This window comes from Mucilaginibacter aureus (genome assembly GCF_053514885.1).
In genome coordinates this window covers 1,807,063-1,831,976 of record NZ_CP170601.1, presented here as the reverse complement: position 1 = coordinate 1,831,976, position 24,914 = coordinate 1,807,063, and the positions used below count along the sequence as shown (strand labels likewise).

The 24,914-nt window shown below is 42.5% G+C and carries 22 protein-coding genes and 1 pseudogene; 10 read left to right on the top strand and 13 right to left on the bottom strand.

The window, feature by feature from the left end:
* Positions 1-8: 8 nt before the first annotated feature.
* Together ACFGVR_RS07720 and ACFGVR_RS07715 are read right to left on the bottom strand one after the other, a co-directional pair.
* The gene (locus ACFGVR_RS07720; protein ID WP_448702197.1) at positions 9-1,427 is read right to left on the bottom strand and encodes a M57 family metalloprotease; all 1,419 of its coding nucleotides are present in this window, start codon (positions 1,425-1,427) and stop codon (positions 9-11) included.
* A 162-nt stretch (positions 1,428-1,589) separates the two neighbouring features.
* Positions 1,590-1,940, bottom strand: a complete 351-nt coding sequence (locus ACFGVR_RS07715; RefSeq protein ID WP_448702196.1) for a hypothetical protein — start codon at positions 1,938-1,940, stop codon at positions 1,590-1,592.
* 2 nt (positions 1,941-1,942) lie between these two features.
* On the opposite strand from ACFGVR_RS07715, the pseudogene ACFGVR_RS07710 reads away from it, so the two are divergent.
* Positions 1,943-2,446, top strand: a pseudogene (locus tag ACFGVR_RS07710) (EF-Tu/IF-2/RF-3 family GTPase); the annotation flags it as partial.
* A 64-nt stretch (positions 2,447-2,510) separates the two neighbouring features.
* On the opposite strand, the gene ACFGVR_RS07705 reads toward ACFGVR_RS07710, so the two are convergent.
* Positions 2,511-3,434 (bottom strand): hypothetical protein, encoded by a 924-nt coding sequence (locus ACFGVR_RS07705; protein WP_448702195.1) that lies wholly within the window; start codon positions 3,432-3,434, stop codon positions 2,511-2,513.
* Positions 3,435-3,591: 157 nt separating this feature from the next.
* Here ACFGVR_RS07705 and ACFGVR_RS07700 point away from each other — a divergent pair, with 157 nt between their 5' ends.
* Both ACFGVR_RS07700 and ACFGVR_RS07695 read left to right on the top strand, forming a co-directional pair.
* A complete protein-coding gene (locus tag ACFGVR_RS07700; protein ID WP_448702194.1) occupies positions 3,592-4,653 on the top strand; it encodes an acyltransferase family protein in 1,062 nt (353 codons plus the stop codon).
* 38 nt (positions 4,654-4,691) lie between these two features.
* Positions 4,692-5,552 (top strand): FkbM family methyltransferase, encoded by an 861-nt coding sequence (locus ACFGVR_RS07695; RefSeq protein WP_448702193.1) that lies wholly within the window; start codon positions 4,692-4,694, stop codon positions 5,550-5,552.
* A gap of 65 nt (positions 5,553-5,617) precedes the next feature.
* Here the strand turns inward: ACFGVR_RS07695 and ACFGVR_RS07690 are convergent, their stop codons facing one another.
* Both ACFGVR_RS07690 and ACFGVR_RS07685 read right to left on the bottom strand, forming a co-directional pair.
* On the bottom strand, positions 5,618-6,709 hold the full coding sequence (locus ACFGVR_RS07690) for a glycosyltransferase family 4 protein (protein ID WP_448702191.1): 1,092 nt from the start codon (positions 6,707-6,709) through the stop codon (positions 5,618-5,620).
* On the bottom strand, positions 6,706-7,443 hold the full coding sequence (locus ACFGVR_RS07685) for a glycosyltransferase family 2 protein (protein ID WP_448702190.1): 738 nt from the start codon (positions 7,441-7,443) through the stop codon (positions 6,706-6,708). The genes ACFGVR_RS07690 and ACFGVR_RS07685 overlap by 4 nt, the downstream gene beginning before the upstream one ends.
* A gap of 121 nt (positions 7,444-7,564) precedes the next feature.
* Between ACFGVR_RS07685 and ACFGVR_RS07680 the strand changes: the two genes are divergently transcribed.
* A complete protein-coding gene (locus ACFGVR_RS07680) occupies positions 7,565-8,308 on the top strand; it encodes a glycosyltransferase family 2 protein (RefSeq protein ID WP_448702188.1) in 744 nt (247 codons plus the stop codon).
* Positions 8,309-8,367: 59 nt separating this feature from the next.
* On the opposite strand, the gene ACFGVR_RS07675 is transcribed toward ACFGVR_RS07680, so the two are convergent.
* Positions 8,368-10,215, bottom strand: coding sequence for an ABC transporter ATP-binding protein (locus tag ACFGVR_RS07675; RefSeq protein ID WP_448702187.1), 1,848 nt, complete (start codon positions 10,213-10,215; stop codon positions 8,368-8,370).
* 159 nt (positions 10,216-10,374) lie between these two features.
* On the opposite strand from ACFGVR_RS07675, the gene ACFGVR_RS07670 reads away from it, so the two are divergent.
* On the top strand, positions 10,375-11,376 hold the full coding sequence (locus ACFGVR_RS07670) for a glycosyltransferase family 9 protein (RefSeq protein WP_448702186.1): 1,002 nt from the start codon (positions 10,375-10,377) through the stop codon (positions 11,374-11,376).
* Here ACFGVR_RS07670 and ACFGVR_RS07665 read toward each other — a convergent pair whose 3' ends face one another.
* Complete coding sequence (locus tag ACFGVR_RS07665; protein WP_448702185.1) at positions 11,377-12,360, bottom strand: glycosyltransferase family 9 protein; 984 nt, start codon at positions 12,358-12,360, stop codon at positions 11,377-11,379.
* 3 nt (positions 12,361-12,363) lie between these two features.
* Entirely contained in the window at positions 12,364-13,236 is an 873-nt protein-coding gene (locus tag ACFGVR_RS07660; RefSeq protein WP_448702184.1) for a glycosyltransferase family 2 protein, read from the bottom strand.
* Positions 13,237-13,364: 128 nt separating this feature from the next.
* Between ACFGVR_RS07660 and meaB the strand changes: the two genes are divergently transcribed.
* On the top strand, positions 13,365-14,255 hold the full coding sequence (meaB, locus tag ACFGVR_RS07655) for a methylmalonyl Co-A mutase-associated GTPase MeaB (RefSeq protein ID WP_448702183.1): 891 nt from the start codon (positions 13,365-13,367) through the stop codon (positions 14,253-14,255).
* On the opposite strand, the gene ACFGVR_RS07650 is transcribed toward meaB, so the two are convergent.
* Entirely contained in the window at positions 14,242-15,531 is a 1,290-nt protein-coding gene (locus ACFGVR_RS07650; protein WP_448702182.1) for an aminopeptidase P N-terminal domain-containing protein, read from the bottom strand. The two genes, meaB and ACFGVR_RS07650, sit on opposite strands and share 14 nt — an antisense overlap.
* Before the next feature lie 122 nt (positions 15,532-15,653).
* Here ACFGVR_RS07650 and ACFGVR_RS07645 point away from each other — a divergent pair, with 122 nt between their 5' ends.
* From ACFGVR_RS07645 to ACFGVR_RS07630, 4 genes are all read left to right on the top strand, one after another.
* Positions 15,654-17,099 (top strand): OmpA family protein, encoded by a 1,446-nt coding sequence (locus tag ACFGVR_RS07645; RefSeq protein WP_448702180.1) that lies wholly within the window; start codon positions 15,654-15,656, stop codon positions 17,097-17,099.
* 78 nt (positions 17,100-17,177) lie between these two features.
* Positions 17,178-19,763: a ligase-associated DNA damage response DEXH box helicase gene (locus ACFGVR_RS07640; RefSeq protein WP_448702178.1), complete on the top strand. Its 2,586-nt coding sequence runs from the start codon at positions 17,178-17,180 to the stop codon at positions 19,761-19,763.
* A 79-nt stretch (positions 19,764-19,842) separates the two neighbouring features.
* Complete coding sequence (locus tag ACFGVR_RS07635) at positions 19,843-20,340, top strand: DinB family protein (protein ID WP_448702177.1); 498 nt, start codon at positions 19,843-19,845, stop codon at positions 20,338-20,340.
* Positions 20,341-20,398: 58 nt separating this feature from the next.
* Complete coding sequence (locus ACFGVR_RS07630) at positions 20,399-20,611, top strand: hypothetical protein (RefSeq protein ID WP_448702176.1); 213 nt, start codon at positions 20,399-20,401, stop codon at positions 20,609-20,611.
* Between the two features lie 98 nt (positions 20,612-20,709).
* Here ACFGVR_RS07630 and ppnP read toward each other — a convergent pair whose 3' ends face one another.
* The 4 genes from ppnP to ACFGVR_RS07610 form a co-directional block, all read right to left on the bottom strand.
* Complete coding sequence (ppnP, locus tag ACFGVR_RS07625) at positions 20,710-20,991, bottom strand: pyrimidine/purine nucleoside phosphorylase (protein WP_448702175.1); 282 nt, start codon at positions 20,989-20,991, stop codon at positions 20,710-20,712.
* Positions 20,992-21,006: 15 nt separating this feature from the next.
* Positions 21,007-22,305 (bottom strand): M20/M25/M40 family metallo-hydrolase, encoded by a 1,299-nt coding sequence (locus ACFGVR_RS07620; RefSeq protein WP_448702174.1) that lies wholly within the window; start codon positions 22,303-22,305, stop codon positions 21,007-21,009.
* A gap of 3 nt (positions 22,306-22,308) precedes the next feature.
* Positions 22,309-24,171 carry a M61 family metallopeptidase gene (locus tag ACFGVR_RS07615; RefSeq protein WP_448702172.1) on the bottom strand — a complete coding sequence of 621 codons (1,863 nt, stop codon included), beginning with the start codon at positions 24,169-24,171 and terminating at the stop codon, positions 22,309-22,311.
* A gap of 68 nt (positions 24,172-24,239) precedes the next feature.
* Positions 24,240-24,815, bottom strand: a complete 576-nt coding sequence (locus ACFGVR_RS07610; RefSeq protein ID WP_448702171.1) for a thiamine pyrophosphokinase — start codon at positions 24,813-24,815, stop codon at positions 24,240-24,242.
* Positions 24,816-24,914: the final 99 nt, after the last annotated feature.

Sequence of the window (24,914 nt, the reverse complement as noted above, 5' to 3'; positions counted from 1 at the left end):
TATGCCTATTAATAAAAAGTATAGCCGTAGTCCTGGTTAAAGGCAGGGCTCCACAGCGGGTGGTTCAGGTTACCCGGGTGTGGGCCAACGCCGCCGCCGCCGGTATCTGTTGCAGCAAACACCACATAAACAAAACTTCCTCCATGATAGGTAGGCCAGTACATCACTAAATTCTGGTCATCCTGCAAATAATACTTGGCATACTGCACTGTGCCTAAGCCTGCATTATTGTACCACATGGAAGCCCAAAGCGAAGTGTGCGTACCTGTTGGTGATGAACCCGGAGCATATAATACCAGGTTACCGTCGGTTTGAAAATACAAAGCGCCTGCAGTATGCCCCTGCGTTCTGCTCGACCATATACCGGTCTCTGTTCCGTTGGAATTCTCCCTGTATAATACCAGGTTACCATCAGTTTGCAAAGTCAGGCGGCAGCTCGCATTTGGTGAATAAAGGGAAGCGCCAACGGTCAATACAGGCTGAGTATCGCTTACACCAATGATGGTAGCGTTTATGGTAGCAGGGGCAGCATAGTTAAACAGTGTAGCTGCATATGATGATGGAAAAGCATCATGCGGTTGCACTCCACCAACAGGATATAAATACTGAAATGCTAGCTGGTCGTAAGAAGATAGCGATGTGTACGAATTACCGCACTGGTAGCCATTCATAATTGAGGTTGGATCAGGATCATAGTTGTACTGGTTAGGCGTACCGGGTATTTGATAGGCCCCGGCTAATGTTCCTGCCCTATCGGTACCTGATGCGGGTTCGTTCGAATAATACCAGTTAGTATGTCTGAATCCAATGGTATGCCCCAGCTCATGACTGATCACATATTGTATCTGGGCCGAGGTAAAACTTAAAGAAGCCATAAAACTGGTAGCTATATAAATTTGCGAGCCAGGCAGTCCGTTTACAGGGAAGAGTGCCTCACCGCAGCTGCCCGAACCCAGGCCGCTGTTATCGCTTATCGTAATATTAGGAGAAGCCGTGCCGTTATATAAAGTAAATGTCAACCCGCTCGAAACACTGTTCCATTCATTCATGGCATTTTGTATTTCGGTTGAGTATGACGACATGGATGGGTCGATCTGCACAACAACGTTACTGATGCTAACATACCCGCCTGTACCGGTTTGTTCTGTTTTTAACCTGGTTGCTGTTGACAGCTTGGTAAGGTCGATCTTTTTCTTAGCCGGGTCGATCGATGTACGTTTATCAAATAATATGTCGCCATCCACAACATAATAATTACCGATATCTTTGATATCGCTTTGCCTGAAGCCAAGGCTTTTAATATAAGTTACAATTTCATCCTCTGATACCGGAGAGTAACTTTGCTTCTTACATGCTGAAATAGTGATACTTGCAATTACACATAGTAACGCAATCCTCTTTTTGAATGTCAGGTTCGTGCTTTTCATAATTAAAAAGTTGATGTTAAATAATACATAAAGGAAGTAAATTCAACTTGTATTAAAAATACATATTTAAGAAAATGACGAATATGTATGTACGTGTTGACACAACACAAAAAGGGCGACTTAGATAACAAAATCGCACTTTTTGTGTTTTTTTTAGATTGCCTACTGCCGCACTATCCAACTTATTTTTTTAGGACCTTTAATTATCATCAGCGTAATAAAATACGATATTCCATATGCCAGGAAGAACTTGAGCATTGTAAGCGAAAGCATTTGCCACATGGGCCGGTAATCTTCATCGCGTACGCCCGATGGCCTAAAAAACTCAGGCAGCAAATGAAATATCAAAATATGGTGGATAAGATAGATGCCAAAAGTAACCTGGCGGGGCTTAAACTGCTGTACACGCATATACTTGCTTAATTTAAACAGCATAACAAAGGCAGCCAGCGAATAAATAATATTGGTTATTTTGAGTGTGTTAAACGCGCCATCAAAGCCATGGTTCATCATCAAAAGCCGTGGGGCAGATCTCCGAATCGGATGTATTGTTAGCCTCCGCATCAGATGCGATCATTATCGGTTTCCAGGTTCGTCCTTCGGGCAGTGCGCGTAAGCTTGCCGAGCAGGAGCAGATCGATATCCGCCTGTACTCTATCATCTACGACGCGATCAACGAGATCAAAGCTGCGATGGAAGGTATGTTGGCGCCAACATTTGAAGAGAAGATCGTTGCTAACGTTGAGATACGCGAAACCTTCAAGATCAGCAAAGTGGGTACCATCGCAGGCTGTATGGTGTTGGATGGTAAGATCACCCGTAACAGTAAGATCCGTATCATCCGCGAAGGTGTGGTTATTTACACCGGCGAACTGGCTTCGTTAAAACGCTTTAAGGATGATGTTAAAGAAGTTGCTACCGGCTACGAGTGCGGTTTGAACATCCAAAACTTTAACAACATCGAAGTTGGTGATATTGTGGAAGCTTACGAAAACGTTGAAGTAAAACGTAAGTTGTAAAAAACTACAAGCTATAAAAAAGGCCGGTTCTTGTTATGAGAACCGGCCTTTTTGTTATAGAGCATTATATTTTCTCAATTTGCTGCGTGCGCGTATTATAGATCTCCATACCGCTGATCACCTTCAAACTGTCTGCGCCATTTACGAATGTCAAATTGCCATTCGCATCCCTGCTCTGGCGAAATTTGGCTAAAGCATACCCTTCCTGAGCGGTCATGGTTTTAAGGTCTTTTATTTTATCTTTACGTACAAAGTAGGCATTAACGCCATGGCTGTTCGATCCGATAAAATGGTATCCTTTTTCTTCGGCCAGGTCACATAATGCAGCTAACGATGCGCCAAAGTACAGGTTACTATGGTGTGCCGTCGTACGGTAAAAATCGGCCTGGTAAGGCGTTGTCCAGGCATTATCAGCACCAAAAATGCTATTGTATTCTACGATAACAATAACCGGCGATATGGCATTGATCGCTTTCCAAACCCAATAATCGTTACCATCAATATCAATATGCAACAGACCGATCTCGCCGTTAACGCCGTTTTGGGTGATCAGGCTGTTTATATTTTCGGCAGTAATAAAAACCGGAACGGCCGTAAGCTCAAATTGCCAGTAGATCTCGTCCGTTTTTACATAGTTCATATTCTCTTCCGAGCCGTCCATGATCAGGCCCGACCAATTATTATTCATCAGCAAAAAGCGTGTATTGGCTTCTGTGTAGTTCTCTACGCCAAATTCGATAAAAGTTTTATGGCTGATATCCAGGTAGTCAACTAAAAACTGTATGATACCATCATCGCCCCATTGCGAAAAAACCTTAAATTCGGCCAATTGAATATTTTGAGTAATATTAGCCTGCTCGGCTTTGTTAAGCCTGGCTAATATGTTTGCCGATAAAATTTTATGTGAGTTATTTTCAACAGTTAAGGCACCAAGCTTTTGGTTGATCGCTCTTAACTCTTTTTCGATCTTTTTCCTTTTTAAAAACACTATTGTAAAATTATTGATGGTCAAAATAGGTACAATGGCCGCATTTATCAACCATTGATCTATTTTGCAAGGTTAACAATAATATTACAGTTGAAAGATTTATTCCTAAAAAACATCCCCTGGTTAAACCCGTTATTGGATCACCTGTCTTACTTTTATGCAGAATTTAACTACCCGCTCAACGTTCACAACGAAACAGAATTATGATTTTATTGATGCCATAAGGGCATTGGCAATGATGTGCATCGTTGCTGATCATTGTTTCCATATGGGTATTTTTATTTTCCCGATTAAAACCGTTAACTTTTGGCTATACATTACCGACATACAATTGGTTAAAATTGGAACGGTATGTTTCTTTTTACTTGCCGGTTTTTTACTTGGCGATAAGTTTGCCGACTATTCCGCTTTTGATTATTTGAGGCGTCGTTTTAAAAGTACTTTTGGTCCGTGGATCCTATGGTCGCTTGTGTTTGTTTGGTTTATTTTACACCTGGGCCCAGGTTTTGATAACAAGTGGGACTGGATATTGAATGCATTTAAAACTTGTTACCTGTTCTCTAATTATTGGTTCATCATTAACTTCCTGATCTGTATCGGCACCCTGCTTGTATTTAAAAGGCATCTTTATTCTTTAAAATTAGGCGCCGTATTGCTTTTGATAACGCTTTTTTATAGTATCAACATTTATCACGAATGGATATTCCCTATGCATACCACGGCAGTTTTTGGGTTTGTTTTCTTTTTGTGGCTGGGTGCACAATTCAATAAAAAATGGCCGGCCATTGAAAGGTGGATAAAACAGGTGCCACTTTACGCTTTTATACTTGTGGCGTTACTTACCTGGGCATTCGCCACATTTGAGATAGCTTATCTGTATAATTTGAAAAGTACCGATCCATTTAACTCGTTACGCATTAGCAATATATTGTACTCAATAGCTGTGTTTTTTTTACTGGTAAAAATTAAAAAGTACAAATGGCTATTAAAGCTTAAACCGCGCGAAACTACATATGGCATTTTTCTTATTCATTATATTGTAGTTTACGCTTTTTTACCGGGTTGGTTAAGCGCTCTTAAGGCGCCACCCATTGATCAAATGTCGCTTGCCGGTATGATAACGTTTCAGTTATTAAGGTTCGTTATTGTTTATGTTGTAACTTTTTTTGTGGTGAAACTCATCAATAAGTTCTCATTTAAATGGATAATTGGCCGATAAGAGTTTTGAATTGCGAATATAATATGTAGTTTTAAACCATGTTTTTTACGAAAATATTTTCCAAAAAAAAGAAAGCAAATACTGGTCTTAAAGAAATTCAAGCAGGGAGATTCACCATACTGGCTAACCAGGAGCATCCGCTGCAAGATTATTTAAATAACCATAAATATTACTCCCGAAATTTACCTCGCATAGCTAAACTGTTAGAGGCTAAGTATAAAACTTATAACATAATAGATGTTGGGGCCAACATTGGCGATACTATAGCGTTGGTGAGATCGGCAGATTGCGATCAGTTTATTTATGCTATTGAGGGAGACCCTGTATATTTTGAAATACTCGAAAAAAACGCCCTGAACTTTAAAGGCGTTAAAACATTTCAGACCTTTTTAGGTGAGGAGACCGGATCCGGAAATTTTTCTGTTGAAACAACTAAGGGCACAGCCAATCTTGTTCAATTAGAAGACAGTACTACGTCTATCCAAAAGCTGGATGACCTTGTTTCGGATAATGGCATTAAGAACGTGAAACTTCTGAAAATTGATACGGACGGGTTTGACTTTAAAATTTTACGTGGCAGCTGGGATCTTCTAAAAAATAACCGACCTGTTTTGTTTTTTGAATATGATGCCTCTTATCTTGAAAAACTCGGTGAAAGCGGAACCGAATTACTTTTCGATCTTTATCATCTTGGGTACCGTACTGCCATTTATTACGATAATTATGGTAAATTATTGTTATCTGTAAGTTTAGAGAACCAGGATATTGTGAAACAGCTGTATGCTTACATGAGGAAGGGCGAAGGTGCTTTTTATTATTATGATGTTTGCTTGTTTCATGAAGATGATAATGAATTGGCTAAGGATATTATCGCCTCTGAACTGCAATTTTTTTATTAGCAGGGAGTTTTTTAGACGGGCTAAGCCCTTTCATTTAAAAAATCAAGCATTACATGATCAGGATATTACACTAACGACTGGTATACCTTAATGGTATTTGCAACACAGTTATCGAAACTAAACAGTTTTAATTGCTCTATCCCTCTGGCCTTTAATTGTTGTTGGTAGGATGTATCATTTAATACTTTATCAACGGCCAATAGCATGGAAGCGCTATCAAACGGGTCAAAATATTCGGCAGCATTACCCGCTACCTCGGGCATACTGGTGTTATTGCTGCAAACCAGCGGACAATTGTTGGCAAAGGCCTCCAAGATGGGTAAGCCAAAACCTTCCTGTTGCGATGGATAGGCAAATAATTGGGCATGTTGATACAGTTGTTTCAGATCACTATCCGAAGCATTAATTTGTATGCATTGGTCAACTATGTTTAATTGCTGCAGCAATTCCTGTTCGCTCCGTGTAAAAGCTCCACCTCCTGCGCAAATCAGTTTCAATTGGGTATCTTGTTGAAAAAGCGGGCTGATTGCTGCCGCAAAACCTTCAAAGTTTTTGTAGTGCCAGCGCTGGCCCACAAATAGGATAAATTTTTCAGGGAGCTGTAACGGGGGTCCAGATTTACCAGTGCCCAGTATATAACCGTGATGTACCACATGTATTTTGCTTTCCAGATCAGGAAATATACGCAGGATGTCTCTTTTAGTGTATTCAGAGATGGCGATAATCGCATCGGCCCGGGTAATGATGGCTTGCTTTTTAGCTATTACCTCGGCTGCATCCGAAAAGTTATCCGGAAATAATTCGTACACCATATCATGTACCGTAACTACGAATGGCTTTCTGATATCCTTTAAAAAATCGGTGTCGTAATAAGTAGGATGAAAAACATCATATTTACCCAAGCGCACACTCCAACGGCTAAACCTGCGGTTCCATTTGTAAATTTTTTGCGGTTTGCCCGATAAAATTTTTTCGCCCAGGCTGTTGTTTAAAATAAAGGGTTCATTTTTAACGTACTCATTTTCTGAATAAAGAGCCGCTATTTGGCTTTTTATGTCGGGCTGTGTATTAAGCGCTGTATTTAAATTGGCAAAATACCTCGAAATGCCGCCATAGCGCTGCAACGAAAACTTTTGGTGGTCAAATAAAATTTTCAATTATTATCTTTTGGTTTTTTGTACGTTGCCTGTTTAATTTTTTTGATCCTGAAGCGTAACCAGGTTGTAAAGCCAAAGTTTTTAAATATCAGTGCTGCCTTTTCTTTTTCAAAAACCGGGTCTTTTTTTGAAGATGCACCGGTATGGTTAAAGTTAGCCACTATATGGTCCCTAAATTCAAAATGAAGATCTTTATCCTTATAACATTGCATGTTGAGTGCAAAATCGGCTGAGATCCTGTACCGGGTGTCAAACTTATATTTTTTAAAAACTTTTGCAGGGTATATCATGGCCTGGTGGCAAATAGTGCTCTTGGCAAGCTGATATTTTGAAGCACGGCCATAATATTTATTTCCTCTTAGGATCACGCTGCCATAGTATATAGCATTGTTATCTTCCAGATCATACGCCAGATCAGAAAAGCCATCAAATAAAACATCATCGGCACCTAAAAAGTAAACCCATTCGCCGGTAATATGGTCCAGCGCCTTATTCATGGCATCGTAAATACCATCATCCTTTTCGCTTTTCCAAAAAGTTACCTTATCGTCATTGGCTTTTAATATATCAATGGTACCATCGGTACTGCCTCCATCCAATATCACTGTTTCGATATTGGGATACTTTTGTTGGTAGATGCTGTCCAGGCAGTTTTGTAAAAATGCAGCAGCATTGTAGGTTACAATTATTATAGAAACTAAAGCGGGTTTATCCGTGTTTTTTGTTATTGGCATTCAGCGGGAATGTTATATCAAATGGTTTTTGCAAATGTCTGCTTTAATTGTGATTTTTGCAATCATTGCAAAGTTCTAAAGCGGCTGGCTTATAGTAAGTGATAAATTTAATACAACCTAAATGAGTACTGAAACCGGTATTGACATTCCTGAATCAGTTGTTGATAAAGTTTCGATAATTATAGTAACCTTCAACGCTGCCCAAACACTGCAAGTCTGCCTGGATAGCATCTACCAACAAAGATATCCCAATATTGAAATTGTGGTTATTGATGGTAAAAGCACCGATGGTACCATAAAAATACTGGAGGAGAATACTGATAAAATAACTTTTTGGAAAAGCGAACCCGATAAAGGCATTTACGATGCAATAAACAAAGGGCTTGACCATATTACCGGCGAGTGGGTATATTTTTTGGGTGCTGATGATACCCTGCTTGACGATTTTTCGACGCTATGCTATCAATTAGAAGTGCCTGGAGCCTTATACTATGGCAGCGTTTTATCGCGCGGAGGCAAACAATCAGGATTGGTCACCACTTATTATCAGGCCAAAATAGGTATTTATCATCAGGCTATAATTTATTCGGCAAGCATATTTAAAAGGTATAAGTACAACACCAAATACGCGGTATCTGCAGATTACGCGCTTAATATGCAGTTTCATAAGGATGAAAATATTCCTTTCATTTTTAAAGATTATATTATCGCAAACTTTAACCACACCGGTGTATCATCTGGCGGAGCCGACAAGGCCTTTGAAAAAGACAAGTCCATGTTGATCCGTCAAAATTTTGGCCTTAAAATATGGATGCGTTACCTTATACGCAGGTTTAAGCAACGGCTCAGAAACGAAAAAATGTAGTGTTATAACGCTGCTATAATATTATACTTTCCTGCGGGGTAGCTGGCGCCAAATGCTCCTTATCCCAAATCGGATGTAAAGGTTTGCATATCTATAAGCTTTTTGTATAAGCCGCCATTAACTATCAACTCCTGGTGGCTGCCTTGCTCAACTACCTGTCCGTTCTCTAATACAATAATGATATCAGCATTTTGAATAGTACTCAACCTGTGGGCGATGATGAGCGAAGTACGGTTCTTCATCAGGTTGTTCAACGCATCCTGCACCAATTTTTCCGATTCGGTATCCAGTGCCGATGTGGCCTCATCCAGTAGCATGATCGGCGGGTTGTTCAATACTGCACGGGCTATACATATCCGCTGTTTTTGCCCGCCCGAAAGCTTGGAGCCGCGATCACCTATATTGGTTTGATAACCGTTCTCGGTAGTTAAAATAAACTCGTGCGCATTGGCAATTTTTGCGGCCGCTTCCACTTCTTCCAGGCTGGTGTTTGGTTTGCCAAAAGCGATATTGTTAAAAATGGTATCGTTAAACAAGATCGATTCCTGATTTACAAAACCCATTAATGACCGCAATGATTCTGCCGTTATGCTATTAATGTTCTGTCCGTCAATAGATATATCGCCCGTTTTTGGCTCAATAAACCGGGGTATCAAATCCATCAAGGTCGACTTACCACCGCCCGATGGCCCTACCAGGGCTACAGTTTTACCTTTCGGGATAGTAACACTGATGTTATTCAGTACATTCTTCTCGTTGTAGGCAAAGGTTACATTGTTAAATTTAATACTGTCGGTAAAATCATCAATAGCGTGTGCATTGGGTGCATTAACAATTTGTGGTTTTTCATCTATCAGCGCAAGCACACGTTCGCCGGCAGCAATACCCGAATGGATGTTACCAAACGAATCGGACATTGCTTTTGCCGGACGCTGTAATTGTGAGAATATACCGATGTAAGCTATAAAATGCCCCGCGTCAAGAGTTGATTGTTTATTCAGGATCAGGTATCCGCCATAAAGCACGATAAAAGCGATCATGGTAACAGATAAGGTTTCGGATACCGGCGAGGCGAGTTGCTGCCGGCGCGCCATCGACCGTACCGTATTTGAATATTTTTCGTTCTCCGTGTTAAACCGGTCTTTAATAAAATCGAGTGCGTTAAAAGCCTTAATTATTTTTATCCCGGTTAAAGCTTCATCCAGGTAACTGATCATGTTGCCGTAATAATGCTGCCCTGCGATGGCCTGCGCTTTTAACCGCTTAACAATGCGCGAAATAATGAATGCCGAAACAGGGATAACCAGCAGCGAGAAGAAAGTAAGTGGTGCTGAGATATTAAACAGCGCCACCATATAGGCTATCATGGTAACAGGCTCTTTAAATATAACCTGCAAAGTTCCGGTTACCGAAAACTGCACCACCTGCACATCCGATGAAACTTTTGAGATGATATCACCCTTGCGCTCATTACTAAAATAACCCAGGTGCAGATCCATCACATTGTTAAATACTTTTTTGCGCAGATTTAACAGCGTATGTACACGCAGGTTTTCCATGGTACGCTGCGATAAATACCTAAACAGGTTACCTAAAAAAACAAATGTGATGATAACAAAACAAACAAATTTTAATGCGCCCCACGCACTGCCACCAGATTCGTTAATATAGTATTGCATGTAATACTTAAACATATCGGCCATGTGGAAAATTGACGGGGCCGTGCCTGTTTGTACTACTTTTGTCGTGTTTGGATCATTTGCTGCAAATAATGCATTTAATAGGGGTCCTAACAGCACCAAAACCATCGTGCTGAAAAACACATACAAAAGCGTGAATAAAACATATGGTATTGCGAATTTTTCAATTGGCTTGGCAAAAGAAAGTAACCTGAAATAAGTTTTCATTTAAAAATTTAAGCTGGCAAAATTAATCAATAGTTATGGATATTTGTAAACTATCAACCGTTACAGCGTATTACAGCGTTTGTAAAACTAATTTTTACTGTATCATTGCATATCAGTAAATTTTATAGGTTACTAAAAGGTCACGAATAACTATCATTTATGCTTGTTGCTAAAAACAGAACTATAAGGCATTTTTTAATAAACCGTATTGATAACATTGGCGATGTTATTTTGACGCTCCCGGTTTGCATTTACTTAAAGCTACTGTATCCTGATATTAAAATAACCATACTGGCCCGCAGTTACACCAGGCCCATTATTGATGCCTGCCCGGCTATTGACTATTTTGTTGATTATGAAGAACTGGAGCGTTTGCCCGAAAAAGATCAGATAGCCAATATCAGGGAACGGCACATCGATGTTTTTTTACAGACCTTTAATAAAACCAGCATTGTAAAGCTTGCTAAACAGGCAGGTATCCCCATCAGGATAGGCAATACCAGCAAAAACAGCCATTTTATTTACTGCAACAAACTTATCAGGCTAAGCCGGGGCAACTCGCACCTGCACGAAGCACAGCAAATGTTTTTGTTTTTACAGCCTTTGGGCCTCACCCACATCCCCAGCATTGGCACTTTAGCCGGTTATTATAAAGATTTTTACAAACCGCAAACCGTATTAACATCCGAGCTGTTGGCCAATTTAAGATCCGACAAATTTAACCTGATCGTCCACACGATGTCAAACGGTCACGGCCGCGAATGGGAAATGGATAAATACGCGCAATTGATCAACAGGCTTCCGCAGGATAAATACAATGTGATCATTACCGGTTCGGCAAAAGAGGCCGAAGTATTAAACAAGTGGGTAAAACAATTGCCCGCCGGTGTAATTAACCTGAGCGGTAAAATGACGCTGGACGAATTAATGAGCTTTATCCACAAAGCCGATGGCCTGTTGGCATCCGGAACGGGGCCTCTGCATATGGCGGCGGTATCTGGCATACATACCCTGGGGCTCTTCCCGGTAAGTAAATCCATCAACGCCTTACGTTGGGCACCTTTGGGCAAAAAAGCAGAACATATTGAAAGCGATGGCGACGACCTGTCGAGCATCAGTGTGGATATGGTGCTGAACGCAATTAGCAGCTGGGCAAAATAATTAAAGCCAGGCAGTTATCTTATGGTAAACATCGGCAGCGGTTATGGCATCCAGGTCGCCCCCTGTTGTTTGTATAAATTCGGCCTGTTTACCTATAGGGCCCCATCGTCGCGCATGTATAGAGGGCAGGGTTGGGAACAAACCCAAAGTATGGATGCCGGTTTCGGCGGCAATATGCATCGGGCCGGTGCTGGCAGCCAGTAAACCATTGGCAGCAGCAATAAATTTAATAAACTGGTTAAGCGGCATTTTGCCGGTTATATCAGTTACCGTATCGGGTAAGGTCGTTATCCAATCCTTTAATACGGCTTTCTCCTTTTCGCTTCCGCTGATGAATAGTTTAAATTTTTCAGGCGGCAATAGCGCTATCAATTCGGCAAAGCGTTGCAGGCTCCACTCTTTGCCACTTCCGTGGGATTTTGGATGGATAATTAGGTTAAAACGCTTTTTATCCAATAATTCCAAAAGATCAGCCGGTAAATCACCGGGTGGTTTTAAATTATAATAACCGGGTAGCTGCGCTATTTCCGGAATTTGTTTGATGCCCAAACCCTGCAATAAAACTATGTTCAGCTGCGCCTCATGCAATGGTGAGTTTTTACGGCTTAGTTTAACCAGCTTATTACAGCTTACCCAATGAAATACCCGGTTTGTTGTACCAATACGCAGTTTAATGCCGGCAGTTTTCGCCAGGGCGGCTATCTCCTTACGGGGATAAACATGGATGATAACATCGATGTGTTTCGACTTTAAAACGGCAGTTTGCTCCGTTAAAGGCAACGTTTTTAACTCATCGTAATTGATAAAGGTATCAACAGCAGCGCAGGTATTAATAATGGGCTGCGTGTATGTACGCCCTAAAAACGAAATTTTAACATCGGGGTAAATGCTTTTTAAATAGCCACACATAGGCAATGTAAGCACCACATCGCCAATAGCATCGGTACGGCTTATTAATATATGCTGATTTTTAATACTGCTCAAACCCTACTTTACTATTTTGTAATTTTTGTATTCGCCAATACGCCAGCCGGTAAACATTTCAATGGCCTGTAACATCCGCCTCCTAAAGGTCATCTTCATTTTAAGCGTGTCAGGGTTAAGGTTCCAGTTTAACGCCGCTACACGTTTTTGCATTACTGCCGGGTGTGTCCCCGTAAAGGGTATCAATTTATCGGCATTGCTGTAATCAAACTCAAAGGTTTCGGGTATGTTGGCGGCTATCCAGGCTTCATCGTGGTAAAACTGGCTAAAGTTGCGCATTTTGGTTTCCATCACCTTGGGTTGCTTAACCCAGCCATAATGGTATATATAGGCGTCTATAAGTTTTACATTGATCTTGCGCTCATCCCACCTAAAACCCTGTGCGTCGCGGTAAGCATGTATATGTTTGTTATTTCTAACTATGCGTATCTCGCGGCGGTACCACCTGCGCGAGTGAGCATAATAATCGTACGACCCATAAAAGTGCAGGTATTTAAACAGCAGGCCCTCAATTTGATCATCGGCCAGGTTAGCTTCCATTTCTTTCTTAATGGTGGGCAGATACTGCTCGTGCATACATTCGTCACCCTGTATGTAAAAGGCCCAATCCACATCAGCAGATATATGGTTAAAGGCAATATCGGTTTGTTCGGCAAAAACGGCTCCGCCTTCGCGCTTGCTATCATCCCAAACGGTGTTGATCACTTTAATTTTTGGCGAGCCTATCCCTTCTATCAACTGCGCTGTGGCATCATCACTGTTACCAAGTGCTATTACAAACTCATCACACAAAGGCAATATGGAAGTGATGGCTTCAACAACCGGGTAATCGTTTTTTACTGCATTTCTGATAAAGGTAAAACCGGCAACTTTCATTTTGGGGTATACTATATAATATAGGTGTAAAGGTATACATTGTAACCTAACAATTAAATTGTACAAAAAACTCAAACTATAATTAATAACCGCTTAAATTAGCCATCGGGTTAACTCCATGTTAAGCAATGACATTACTACCGTTAAGTACGCATATCGATTTTAAACTGCTCGCCAGGCGCTTAACCATGGTTGAGAATGATCTGGCCGGCGCCGATGACTATCTGAAAAACCTAAAGATCGATAACAGTGTACCTGTAATTGGTATAACAGGCCCGCCGGGAGCGGGTAAAAGCACTTTAGTTGGGGCACTCGTGGCCGAACTGCTTAAACAAAATAAAAAGATAGCCGTGCTGGCTGTTGATCCAACTTCGCCCTTTAACCTGGGTTCGCTGCTTGGCGACCGGATCCGTATGGCCGCTCACTTTAACCACCCCGATGTTTTTATCCGCTCAATAGCCACGCGGGGTTCGGTTGGCGGTTTAAGTGTGAAGACCATCGAGATGAGTGATGTACTGCGCGCAGCAGGTTTTGATTATATTTTTATTGAAACAGTAGGTGTTGGCCAGTCGGAAATTGACATCGCCGGTTTAGCCGATATTACAGCCGTTGTTTTGGTGCCCGAAAGCGGTGATGAGATCCAACACATCAAATCGGGCCTGATGGAAATTGCCAATGTATTTATAGTAAACAAAGCTGATCGCGAGGGGGCAGAGGCCTTTGTAAGTAACATAAAAAAAATGGTGATGCAAAAACACCAGGATATTGAGGTTTTTAAATCGGATGCGGTACACCATACAGGCATAGCCGAAATTGCTGCTTACCTTTCTAAAGCAAATGCCATGGTAAATAAGCGAAAGTTGTTTTTATTGACCGAAAAAGTATACAGACTTGTACAGCAAAAAAGAATGCAGGGCCTTGAAAAAGCGAAGCTTCAGCATTTAATTGCCGAAGCTTCGTTAAAAAAGGACTTTAATATCTATCGTTTTGCCGATAGCATTCATCTCATGAATTCATAATTTCTTCTATTTCGTCGGCTTCCACAGGTATCGCAGCCATCAGATCAATATTACCACCTTTGGTTATCAGGATATTATTTTCAAGGCGGATCCCTAAACCTTCTTTAGGAATATATATACCGGGCTCGCAGGTTAATATATTACCCACCTTAAATTTTTGATAACGGTTGGCAAAATCATGCACATCCAAACCCAGGTGATGCGATGTTCCATGCATAAAATATTTTTTATAAGCAGGCATCGCCGGCTTTTGCTTTTCAACATCGTGCTTATCCAATAAACCTAATTTGATCAGTTCGGCAGTCATCACTTTGCCTACCTCTTCGTGGTACTCGTTCCAAACAGCTCCGTCCACTATCATTTTGGTCGCTTCTTTCATTACATGCAGCACTGCATTATATACATCGCGCTGGCGTTGGGTAAAGCGGCCATTTACCGGGATAGAACGACTCATATCGGCGTTGTAGTTGGCATATTCGGCGCCAAAATCAAATAAGATCACATCGCCATCCTTACAAACCTGGTTATTATCGTTATAATGCAGCACGTTAGCATTGGGCCCCGATGCAATAATTGGGTTATAGGCATGCCCGGTTGCGCGCTGGCGTATAAACTCGTGGATGATCTCGGCTTCAATTTCGTATTCGGTAACACCCGGCTTAACAAATTTAAGCACACGCCTAAAAGCATCATTGGTAATATCGCAAGCCTTTTGGGTCAGCTCAACCTCAATGTCCGATTTAATAACCCGCAGATCGCGCATAATAGGTGCCGACCTTAAATAATTATGTAACGGGTACTTTGAGCGCAGTGTTTCTATAAACCGCATATCGCGATAAGGCACGGCATGCAGGTAACGGTCGTTCTCGTTGGTATTTAAATATATATTATCGGCATAGTTTATAATACTGTGCAGGATGTTATCAAAATCATGCAGCCAATAGATGGCAGATATGCCCGAAGTTTCCTTCCCTTCTTCTTTAGTATACTTATGTCCCTCCCAAATAGCTATATGTTCGTCGGTTTGTCTTAAAAAAAGTACTTGTTTGTACAACGGATTAGGACAATCGGGATATAAAATCAGTATACTTTGCTCCTGATCGATGCCCGAAAGGTAAAAAAAGTCGGCATTTTGCTTAAAACCAAACGTCTGATCGCCACTTTTTGGAAATTCGTCAGCCGAATTAAAAATAGCAATAGAATTCGATTTTAATCGTGAAACGAAATTTTTTCTATTATTAATAAATAAATCCGGACTAATACGTAAGTATTTCATTATTATTTGTGTATTTAGTTTTTTCTAAAACCTTTTTTAGGTTTTTTTGTTACAGAATATAAATAAAATATAAATAAAATTGGAACAATGTTTGGTAATGATTTCAAACATAATAACTAAATTTGAAAAAAAAATCACAATTAAAATTGTTTAATCTTAAAACTATGAATTATTCTACATTAAAGAAAACAGCCGCTTTGTCAATTGTTTCTTTGATGGCCGTTGGAGCAGCAAGTGCCCAGGTGTCATCTGATACGACAAAAATGGCTTCAACTTCTGCCAAGATATTTGGTGGAAGCGGACAGTACAACACCTGGACCATCGGTTTAAATGTTGGCGTTACAAGTAACGAAGCTGTAATTGGCGGTGTTAACAACTATCCTGGTTTATCTCTGGGTCTTGGTGGTGCATTAACTGTTAGAAAACAGCTTGCTCATTCATTTGGTATCGAAGCCGATTTTGGTATTGGACAAGTAAAAGGCAACAACAACGGTAACACTATTGCTAATGCCAACGTTCCGGGTGGTGTTGAAAATTTTTCAACTATGTACTACTCTGGTGCTATCCTGGGTGTGATTAACGTAGCTACTGTTGACTTTTTACGTCGCAAAAACGCTATCAACTTCTTCGTTGAAGCAGGTTTAGGTATGAACTGGTACATTCCTAAGGAATACGACAAAAATGGTACTTTCTTGGGTTATTACAAATCAGCCAGCAAAAATGATGGTGCCGAGAATACTATCGTAGGTAACTACGTACCAGTTGGAGTAGGTGTTAAATTTAGACTGAGCGATGCATGGGGCTTTAACTTAGGTTACAACATGAACTTCCAGGATGCTGATCAATTTGATGGCAACAAATTAGTTGGTGTACCTAGTCACCGCGATAAATATACTTTAGGTTATGCTGGTTTAGAGTGGACCTTAGGTTCAAAATCAAAACCGAACTTAGAGTGGGTTAACCCTGTTGCTATGATGTATGACGAATTGAACGATCCTACATTAAGGCAAGAAGTTGAAGCTTTGAAAGGCCGTGTATCAAATGTTGAAAAAGCAGTTGATGACCTGAAAAAAGATTCTGACGGTGACGGTGTTGCTGATCAATTTGATAAATGCCCTAACACTCCTGCAGGTACTGTAGTTGATGGTTCTGGTTGCCCACTTAAAGGTTTAGATACCGCACAAGTTGGTCAAATGATCCGTAATGCTATGGGTAGCGGACATGGTACTACTGGTGTAGTAGGTACTGCTTACTCAAACATCCAGTTTGAATTTGATAGCTCAGTATTACGTACTTCATCTTACCCAGTGTTAGATGCTACTTCTGCTGACTTACGTTCAACTGGTAAAACAGTTTGGGTTAACGGTTTCGCTTCATCTGAAGGTACTGCTGCACACAACATGCAATTATCTAAAGATCGTGCTAACTCAGTTAAAACTTACTTAGTTAACTCTGGTGTTGATGCAAAACACATCAAAGTAAAAGGTTATGGTGAAACCAAACCAATTGCTGATAACTCAACTGAAGACGGACGTGTATTAAACCGCCGTGTAGAGTTCAAAAAATAATTAGCCTTAAAACTAATTTTCAAAGTCCTGCCGATATCCGGCAGGACTTTTTTTTATTTTACACTAATTTGTAATTCAATGGGCACACCAGGGCAGCAAATAATCCAACAATGGTTCCAACAAAAAAACTGGCAACAGTTTGCTTTTCAGTTGGAGATGCAGCAGGCTTACCTTAACGGATGCTCAGGCCTTTTAAATGCGCCTACCGGCAGCGGTAAAACTTTTGCCATGTTTCTGCCCTTCCTGGCCGAATACATCAATACTTATCCCAATGATTATAAAACCCGGCAGAATAATGGTTTACTGATGCTGTGGATAACACCTTTACGTGCCTTAACCAATGATATACGTAAAGCCATGCAGGAGGTTTGCGACGACCTGGAACTACCCTGGAAGATCGGTACCCGCACAGGCGATACACCCGCAACCGAAAAACAGGCGTTAAAAAGAAAACTACCCGAAGTATTACTCACCACACCCGAAAGCCTGCATTTAATGCTGGCGCAAAAGGAATATCCTAAAGTATTTAAGGCCCTGCAGGTTGTGGTAATCGACGAATGGCATGAGCTTTTAGGAACCAAACGTGGTGTACAGGTGGAATTGGGACTGTCGAAGCTGAAGAAGTTGAATCACGAATCAAGAGCCAGGAATCAAGACATAGAAAGTCCCGAAAGACTCTTGCCTCTTGATTCTTGGCTCCTGGGTCTTCGTATCTGGGGCATCAGCGCAACCATCGGTAACCTGGAAGAAGCTTCGGATGTTTTGTTAGGTAATGATATGCCTAAGGATAAGATCAGGATGGTGAGAGCCAACCTGGAAAAAAAGATCGTGATCGAATCGGTAATACCCGAAAACGTCGAGACCTACTCATGGGCCGGACACATCGGTTTGAAGTTGTTACCGCAGGTTATAGAGATTGTAGAACGCAGCAAAACCACGCTCATTTTTACCAATACCCGCGCACAAAGCGAGATATGGTACCATGCCATTTTAGATAAATACCCCGAATATGCTGGTATTATGGCTATGCACCACGGCTCGCTCGATAACGAATTGCGCAGCTGGGTTGAACAAGCCTTACATAATGAGGCCTTAAAGCTGGTGGTTTGTACATCGAGCTTAGATTTGGGTGTGGATTTTCGCCCGGTTGATACCGTAGTACAAATAGGCAGCCCTAAAGGCGTGGCGCGTTTTATGCAGCGTGCCGGCCGGAGCGGTCATCATCCGGGGGCGATATCTAAAGCTTATTTTGTGCCAACGCACTCGCTGGAACTTTTAGAAGGTGCCGCCTTAAAGCAAGCCCTGGTTAACGGCGTTTACGAGAGTCGCGACCCTATTCTGCTAGCTTTGGATGTACTGATCCAATACATGGTTACACTGGCAGTATCTGATGGATTTACCGCTAACGAACTATTTAGAGAAGTAAAAACCACCTTCGCCTACGCCGACTTAAAACGCAGCGAGTTTAACGAGCTGCTCGATTTTATAACCAATGGCGGCAAAACGCTGGCACAATACGATGAGTTTTTAAAGGTAGAGCTTGAAAACGGCACATATAAAGTAAACAGCCGCCGGGTAGCTATGCGGCACCGCTTAAGCATTGGCACCATTACCAGCGATGTAAGCATACGTGTGCGTTGGTTAAGCGGGGGGAGTTTAGGAACCATTGAGGAATATTTTATATCGAAGCTAAAGCCGGGGGATAATTTTTGGTTCGCAGGGCGCAGCGTTGAATTTGTTCGACTCAAAGAAATGACGGCATACGTACAAAAATCGAACAAAAAGAAAGGCATGATACCAAGCTGGATGGGCGGCCGCATGCCGTTATCGTCGCAATTATCGGCCGTATTGAGGGATAAGCTGGACGAAGTGGCCAGGGGCGCCGAAAAGGGCGTTGAAGTTGAAGCCTTGCGCCCTTTGTTCAACATCCAGGCAATCGAATCACATTTGCCGAAGCGTGATGAGTTTCTGATCGAGTCTTTTGAATCGCGCGATGGGCACCATTTGTTTTTTTACCCTTTTGAGGGACGTTTGGTGCACGAAGGTATGGCCTCGCTTTTGGCTTACCGTATTTCAAAGATCAAAACTGCCAGCTTTTCCATCGCAATGAATGATTATGGTTTTGAACTACTTACAGACGACCAGGTGCTTTTAAAGGAAGCTCTCAACCACGATTTGTTTACCATTGATAACCTGCTCGACGATATCCAGCACAGCCTTAATGCCAACGAAATGGCCCGCAGGCGTTTCCGCGATATTGCGCATATCGGCGGGCTGATCTTCACCGGCTATCCCGGGCAACCGGTTAAAAGCAGGCACCTGCAGGCTTCCTCGTCATTATTGTTTGATGTGTTTAGCGAATACGAGCCTAACAACCTGCTGGTAAGGCAGGCCTATAACGAGGCGCTTGCTTTTCAGCTGGAAGAATTCAGGTTACGTGCAGCCTTGCAGCGTATTGCCAAACAAAAGATCATCATCAAGGTAACTGATAAACCCACACCCTTTGCTTTCCCTATTTTGGTTGACAGCCTGGGCCGCGAAAAGTTCACCACCGAATCGCTCGAAGAACGGGTTGCCAAAATGGCCAAGCAGTACGAAAAGGATACCAAATGGGAGAGTAAAAGCACCCCAAAAGCAGGCCTCTCAAAAAAACGCCCCTTTTAAAAATTTTCAAAAACTTGCTGACATAGGGCTGTCACAGGCTCATTGTTAATTTGTATCAACAAACCAAAACGATACAATTATGTCAATGATCAGCATGTTTTTAAAAGAATTGGACGAAGAAGCCCAAATCACCCGCGAAATGATTTCGCGCATCCCGAATGATAAGTTCGACTGGCAGCCGCACCCCAAAAGTATGACCATCCGCCGGTTGGCGAGCCATATTGCCGAACTGCCTGGCTGGGTAGCTATGGCGATAACAACCGACGAACTGGATTTTCAGGCTAACCCGTACACGGTACCGGTGTTTAACACTACTGCCGAAATATTGGCCTTTTTTGAAGAATGCCAGGCAAAAGGTAAAGCACAACTGGTTGAGGCCAATGAGCCCAGGTTATCCGAAAACTGGACCTTACGCAATGGCGATCATATCATCCTGGTGCGCACCAAAGCCGAAGTTATCCGCATGAGCATCAACCAAATAGTTCATCACCGTGCGCAGTTGGGTGTATTTTTGCGCTTGCTCAATGTGCCTATACCGGGTAGCTACGGCCCAAGCGCCGATGATATGGGATTATAATGATTTTTAACCAAGGACTGTTCTCTTCGCGGGAATAGTCCTTAAGCTTTTTCAACTTATGCATATCCTCATCTACAAAACCAATATCAGGTATAAGCGCGATCTGCAGAACATCGCCCCTGTGATCAATAGTATTCCGTCGGTTAAGTTATGGAACGTTGACCGTACCGATATTGACAAGGTATTGCGCATTGAAGCAACCAATAACGATACAGAAGCTATCCGCAACAAAATACAATACGCAGGCTATTTATGCGAAGAACTGGTTTAATGATCAGGTCGTGCCGAACTTGTTTTGGCATCCCACTGGACAGGTCGCAGACTTTGCAAGAGGGATTCTGAAACAAGTTCAGGATGACTTTTCACGGTTTAGCTATAATAGCAAATATACGCTACGTCTTTGTCGCACTTTACATCAAAAGCCTGCCCGCCGGCTATCTCAAAAGTTTCCTGCGGATAGTATATCTCCCAATCGGCATTTGGTAGCTTTACGTTTAGTTCGCCTGCTATAACGGTCATCACTTCATCGCTCGAGGTATTGAACCGGTATTCGCCCGGTAACATTACGCCAACGGTGGCTTTGCCTTCTTCGGTATCCAGGCCAAGGCTTTGTACCTTGCCTTCAAAATAGGTATTGTGTTTTATGCTCATGTATGTTATTCGGTTTTACTTCTCAATCGCTACCCTTGTCGGCGTATCCTGCCCCGAAACAATGGTGCGCGAACTTAAAGCAATTGCTTTAATTGTGGAAACAATATTTGCCACATCAAGCGTGCTGTATTCATCGCCTACGGTGTGATATAGTTTATCAATGTCGATCTGGTCGGTTGATATGGTATGCGCCGGTACACCAACCTTGGCCAACGATGCATTATCACTGCGGTAAAACAGGTTTTGCGTGGTATATGGGTCTGGATAGAACTTAAACTCGGTACCGGCTAAATTACGTTGCAGTATCTGGCCAAAGTCCGACCGCTCGTAACCGGTAATGATGGCCGAATTTGGTCCGAATTTAGATGCCTTACCGATCATCTCGATATTAAACATCGCCACGGTTTGCTCGGGGTTCATTTGTTTGGAGAAGTACTGCGAACCGTATTCGCCAATTTCTTCTGCCGTAAAGGCAACAAATACCAGGGTGCGCGCATTGTTATTGAGCTTTTTATAATACTTAGCCAGCGTGATCATGGCTGTAGTGCCCGATGCATCATCGTCCGCACCGTTGGCAATACTATCACCTGCCATCGGTTTCAGGATGCCTAAATGATCGTAATGGCCCGAAAAGATCACATACTCGTTAGGCTTTGTTTTCCCCGGGATCATACCGGCAATATTGAACAAAGGCAACTGCTCCGACTTGCCTTCGTATTTCACCGAAAACGATTTGATATCGTCATGATTACCCAACACAAACACTATTGCCTGGTGATTATTAGGATCGTTAAAGCTTACATTGCCCCTTACACTGCGGTTTACCAAACGGCTAAAAGTTGCTGTAAAAGCAGGGTCAACCAGCACCAGCAGTTTTTTACCGCTGCTCATATACCCGGCGTATTCTTTCCGGAAGTCTTTTCCCGGGCTTAGTTTAACGATCTCCACATCGGTGTTATTATTCCAGTCGAAGCCGGCGCCCGCGGTTAACGTTAATACGCTGTCTTTCGGGATAACCTTACCGTTAATGCTTGCCATGGTACGGATAGGTGTCGAACGCGTCATGGTGAAGTTTTGCCGGTATGTTGCATTGCCGGTTAAGGGTTTTAAACCCGTTTGCTTAAACTCGCCCTCAATAAACTGTGCGGCTTTTTCTATACCAGGTGTAAATGTGGCGCGGCCTTGCATATCATCCGCGCTAAGCGTTTTGATAATGCGGTCAACATCCTTGGCATCAATCAGCTTGTTCACATCCTGTGCCTGGGTTTGTATGCCAGCGGCTAAAAAGGTAAGCCCTATTAAATATTTTTTCATGTTTTACTTTACTTTGCTTGATAACCAATTGGTACGGAATGTTTGCTGTTCAGGCGCTAATGTTTTACCCGCCTTTTCAAAAGTAACCACTTCAAGGGCCGGGCTTTCTTCTAAAGTAACGGTAGTTTGGTGTTCGCCTGCACGATCCTTATACGTCACGCCAATTTTATCACCTATATTTTTACCGGCAACAATATCGGCAAAGGCCTGCGCATCTTTAATGTCTTTTCCGTCGGCTTTTAGTATCACAGCACCCACATCTAAACCGGCTTTATAAATCGGTGTACCAATGGTGGTGTTTGATGTGATCACAAAGCCTGCATCAGTAACGGTACGTGCCTGCCCCGAGCGGCCACGCTGGTTATTCATAAACAATGAGCCTGCCCAGGCCTTACCCGGCTGCGCCTTACGCAGCTCAAAGCCTGCCTTTGCCAGCAAAGCAGCATAATTATTTTTTTCAAAGCCGTTGATGTAACGTTTAAAAAAATCGGCGGCGAAAACTTTGTTGGTTACCTTGGTTAACGATTTTTGCAGATCGGCAATGGTGTATGGTGTATATGGTTTGCCATAATCCAACCATACCTGGCGCATATAATCATCCAGCGTAATGTTAAACTCGCTGCGCAAACGCAGGTCGAGCGCCAGTGCCGTAGCCCCGCCATAATAATAATAGCTGATAAACATATTGCCCTGGTTATTCGGATCGATGGATACACCAGCATCGGCAAATACGGCATAATTGCTCATTTGTACCGGCGTGTAACGGGCCGCCGCCGGGGTGTTCAGCACACTGTTTACCAGTCCGCCTAAAGTACGGGTGTATTCATCAGCATTATGGAAACCGGCTCTAACCAGCAGCAGTTCGCCATAATATTGGGTAAATCCTTCGGCAAACCAAAGCTCGCTGCTCATGTTGGCATGTTCAAAGTTAAACGGCTCTAATGATTTCGGACGGATCCGTTTTACGTTCCAGCTGTGGAAATACTCGTGCGAAAACGTGCCCAGCATAGGCACTTCATTTCCTTCTATCCTGTCGGTTCCGCCGCTCACAATACAGGTCGAGTTGCGGTGTTCCATGCCATCGCCCGAATTTGTGGGGTAAACATCATCCAGAAAAGTGTATTCGCCAAAGTCATAAACCGGCAATTCACCGTAAACGGCTTTTTCTTCGAGCACTACCTTCTGCACCATTTTAGCGAAGTTATCGATAGCCGGCTGCGTATCGGCCGAGTGGATGGCAAGGCGCAGGGTTTCTTTTTTACCATCGGTATTTACCACATCCCAACTGGCCATTTTATAATCCGACAGTTCGGTTGGGCTATCCATCATGTATTGCAGGTTAGGCGCGCTGTAAACATTGGCACCCTCGTATTTTAACTGCGTGGCTACTTTCCAGCCGTATCTTTCCAGGTCGAAAAACTGCAACTTCAGCGGCCTTTTATCCTGACCTATAACCCACATAAATGCTGCGGGCATATTTAAATGAGCGTGACTTTGGTCGATACCGGCATAGGTGCCATCAACCCAGTTAGCATACAGTGTATAACTTATTTTAACGGTAGCATCATGTTCTGCAATTTCGTAAACATCGCCTTCAACCTGCCTGATGCCTATCGCGGTGCTATCTACATTAAAGGCCTTTACGTTGTAAATGTTTTTACCAAATTCGGCTGTGGCATACCTGCCTGCAGATGAACGGCTCATGCGCACCCGGATAGGTCCGGCAGGGGCCTCGGGTATGGTCATGATGATCTTTGCTTCATGGTGCGCAGCGTTCGGGAAGCTTACTTCGTAATAAATGGCTTTCTGCGCAAAACTGCCCAGGGCAATAAACAACGCAGCAATAAGGAGATAGATCTTTTTCATTTGGAAGTCAGTTATAAAAGTCTGAAATTATTAAAAAATAAGCTTGCCGCAAAGGTCACCCGTAATTGTTACAGTATATTTTCGGCTATCAGCAGGTAGGGCCCTTCAAACTGCAGGCTAAAAAAGCCATCGGCTTGTGTAATATAACTGCCGTCGGCAACTTTGTTCAAACCGGTTATGGCTATGTTTTGGGCCGGGCTCAATAGCTCAATGGCCTCGCCGGCAGGCTTCCATTTACTAAAACCACTGTGCACCGGGTATATCTTTTTATTGGCGCAGTAAATAACCAGGTTTATCCTGTCGGCAAAAGCCAGGTAATCATTGAGCTCAAAAACATCAGTAACTACATTAACCGCGGGGTAGTTACGCTCAAGCAGGTAGTTTAAGGCTGTAACCGTTTCGCTGTTATCGCTTGCGCGGACGTATTGAATATCCGATTGGATATCTTCCGGGTGTGCTGATGAACCGACAATAACATCCATCTTAATACCGGCAGCGTTCAGCTTTTCGGCAATACCGGCAGTAACCACGATCGTTGGGCTCCATTCCAGTAACTGGCCAAGCAGTTCATCAGTAAAATGCTCCATGCCTAAGATCAATAAGGCCGGCTCCTGCTTTTCGCGAACTATATGGTGGGAAGACATTTCTTTGATTTCGGATTTTTCGCTATTGTTTGTTTTTAAAGGTGCTCAAGAGGGCTACGCCGTTTCGGATTTTCGATTTCGGATTTTTATTTCTCCGCG

Bases quoted from the DNA above. Each gene is read 5' to 3' on its own strand.
- ACFGVR_RS07720 (WP_448702197.1), bottom strand. From the start codon at position 1,427: ATGAAAAGCACGAACCTGACATTCAAAAAGAGGATTGCGTTACTATGT.
- ACFGVR_RS07715 (WP_448702196.1), bottom strand. From the start codon at position 1,940: ATGATGAACCATGGCTTTGATGGCGCGTTTAACACACTCAAAATAACC.
- ACFGVR_RS07700 (WP_448702194.1), top strand. From the start codon at position 3,592: ATGCAGAATTTAACTACCCGCTCAACGTTCACAACGAAACAGAATTAT.
- ACFGVR_RS07695 (WP_448702193.1), top strand. From the start codon at position 4,692: ATGTTTTTTACGAAAATATTTTCCAAAAAAAAGAAAGCAAATACTGGT.
- ACFGVR_RS07685 (WP_448702190.1), bottom strand. From the start codon at position 7,443: ATGCCAATAACAAAAAACACGGATAAACCCGCTTTAGTTTCTATAATA.
- ACFGVR_RS07680 (WP_448702188.1), top strand. From the start codon at position 7,565: ATGAGTACTGAAACCGGTATTGACATTCCTGAATCAGTTGTTGATAAA.
- ACFGVR_RS07675 (WP_448702187.1), bottom strand. From the start codon at position 10,215: ATGAAAACTTATTTCAGGTTACTTTCTTTTGCCAAGCCAATTGAAAAA.
- ACFGVR_RS07670 (WP_448702186.1), top strand. From the start codon at position 10,375: ATGCTTGTTGCTAAAAACAGAACTATAAGGCATTTTTTAATAAACCGT.
- ACFGVR_RS07660 (WP_448702184.1), bottom strand. From the start codon at position 13,236: ATGAAAGTTGCCGGTTTTACCTTTATCAGAAATGCAGTAAAAAACGAT.
- meaB (WP_448702183.1), top strand. From the start codon at position 13,365: ATGACATTACTACCGTTAAGTACGCATATCGATTTTAAACTGCTCGCC.
- ACFGVR_RS07650 (WP_448702182.1), bottom strand. From the start codon at position 15,531: ATGAAATACTTACGTATTAGTCCGGATTTATTTATTAATAATAGAAAA.
- ACFGVR_RS07640 (WP_448702178.1), top strand. From the start codon at position 17,178: ATGGGCACACCAGGGCAGCAAATAATCCAACAATGGTTCCAACAAAAA.
- ACFGVR_RS07635 (WP_448702177.1), top strand. From the start codon at position 19,843: ATGTCAATGATCAGCATGTTTTTAAAAGAATTGGACGAAGAAGCCCAA.
- ACFGVR_RS07630 (WP_448702176.1), top strand. From the start codon at position 20,399: ATGCATATCCTCATCTACAAAACCAATATCAGGTATAAGCGCGATCTG.
- ppnP (WP_448702175.1), bottom strand. From the start codon at position 20,991: ATGAGCATAAAACACAATACCTATTTTGAAGGCAAGGTACAAAGCCTT.
- ACFGVR_RS07620 (WP_448702174.1), bottom strand. From the start codon at position 22,305: ATGAAAAAATATTTAATAGGGCTTACCTTTTTAGCCGCTGGCATACAA.
- ACFGVR_RS07615 (WP_448702172.1), bottom strand. From the start codon at position 24,171: ATGAAAAAGATCTATCTCCTTATTGCTGCGTTGTTTATTGCCCTGGGC.
- ACFGVR_RS07610 (WP_448702171.1), bottom strand. From the start codon at position 24,815: ATGTCTTCCCACCATATAGTTCGCGAAAAGCAGGAGCCGGCCTTATTG.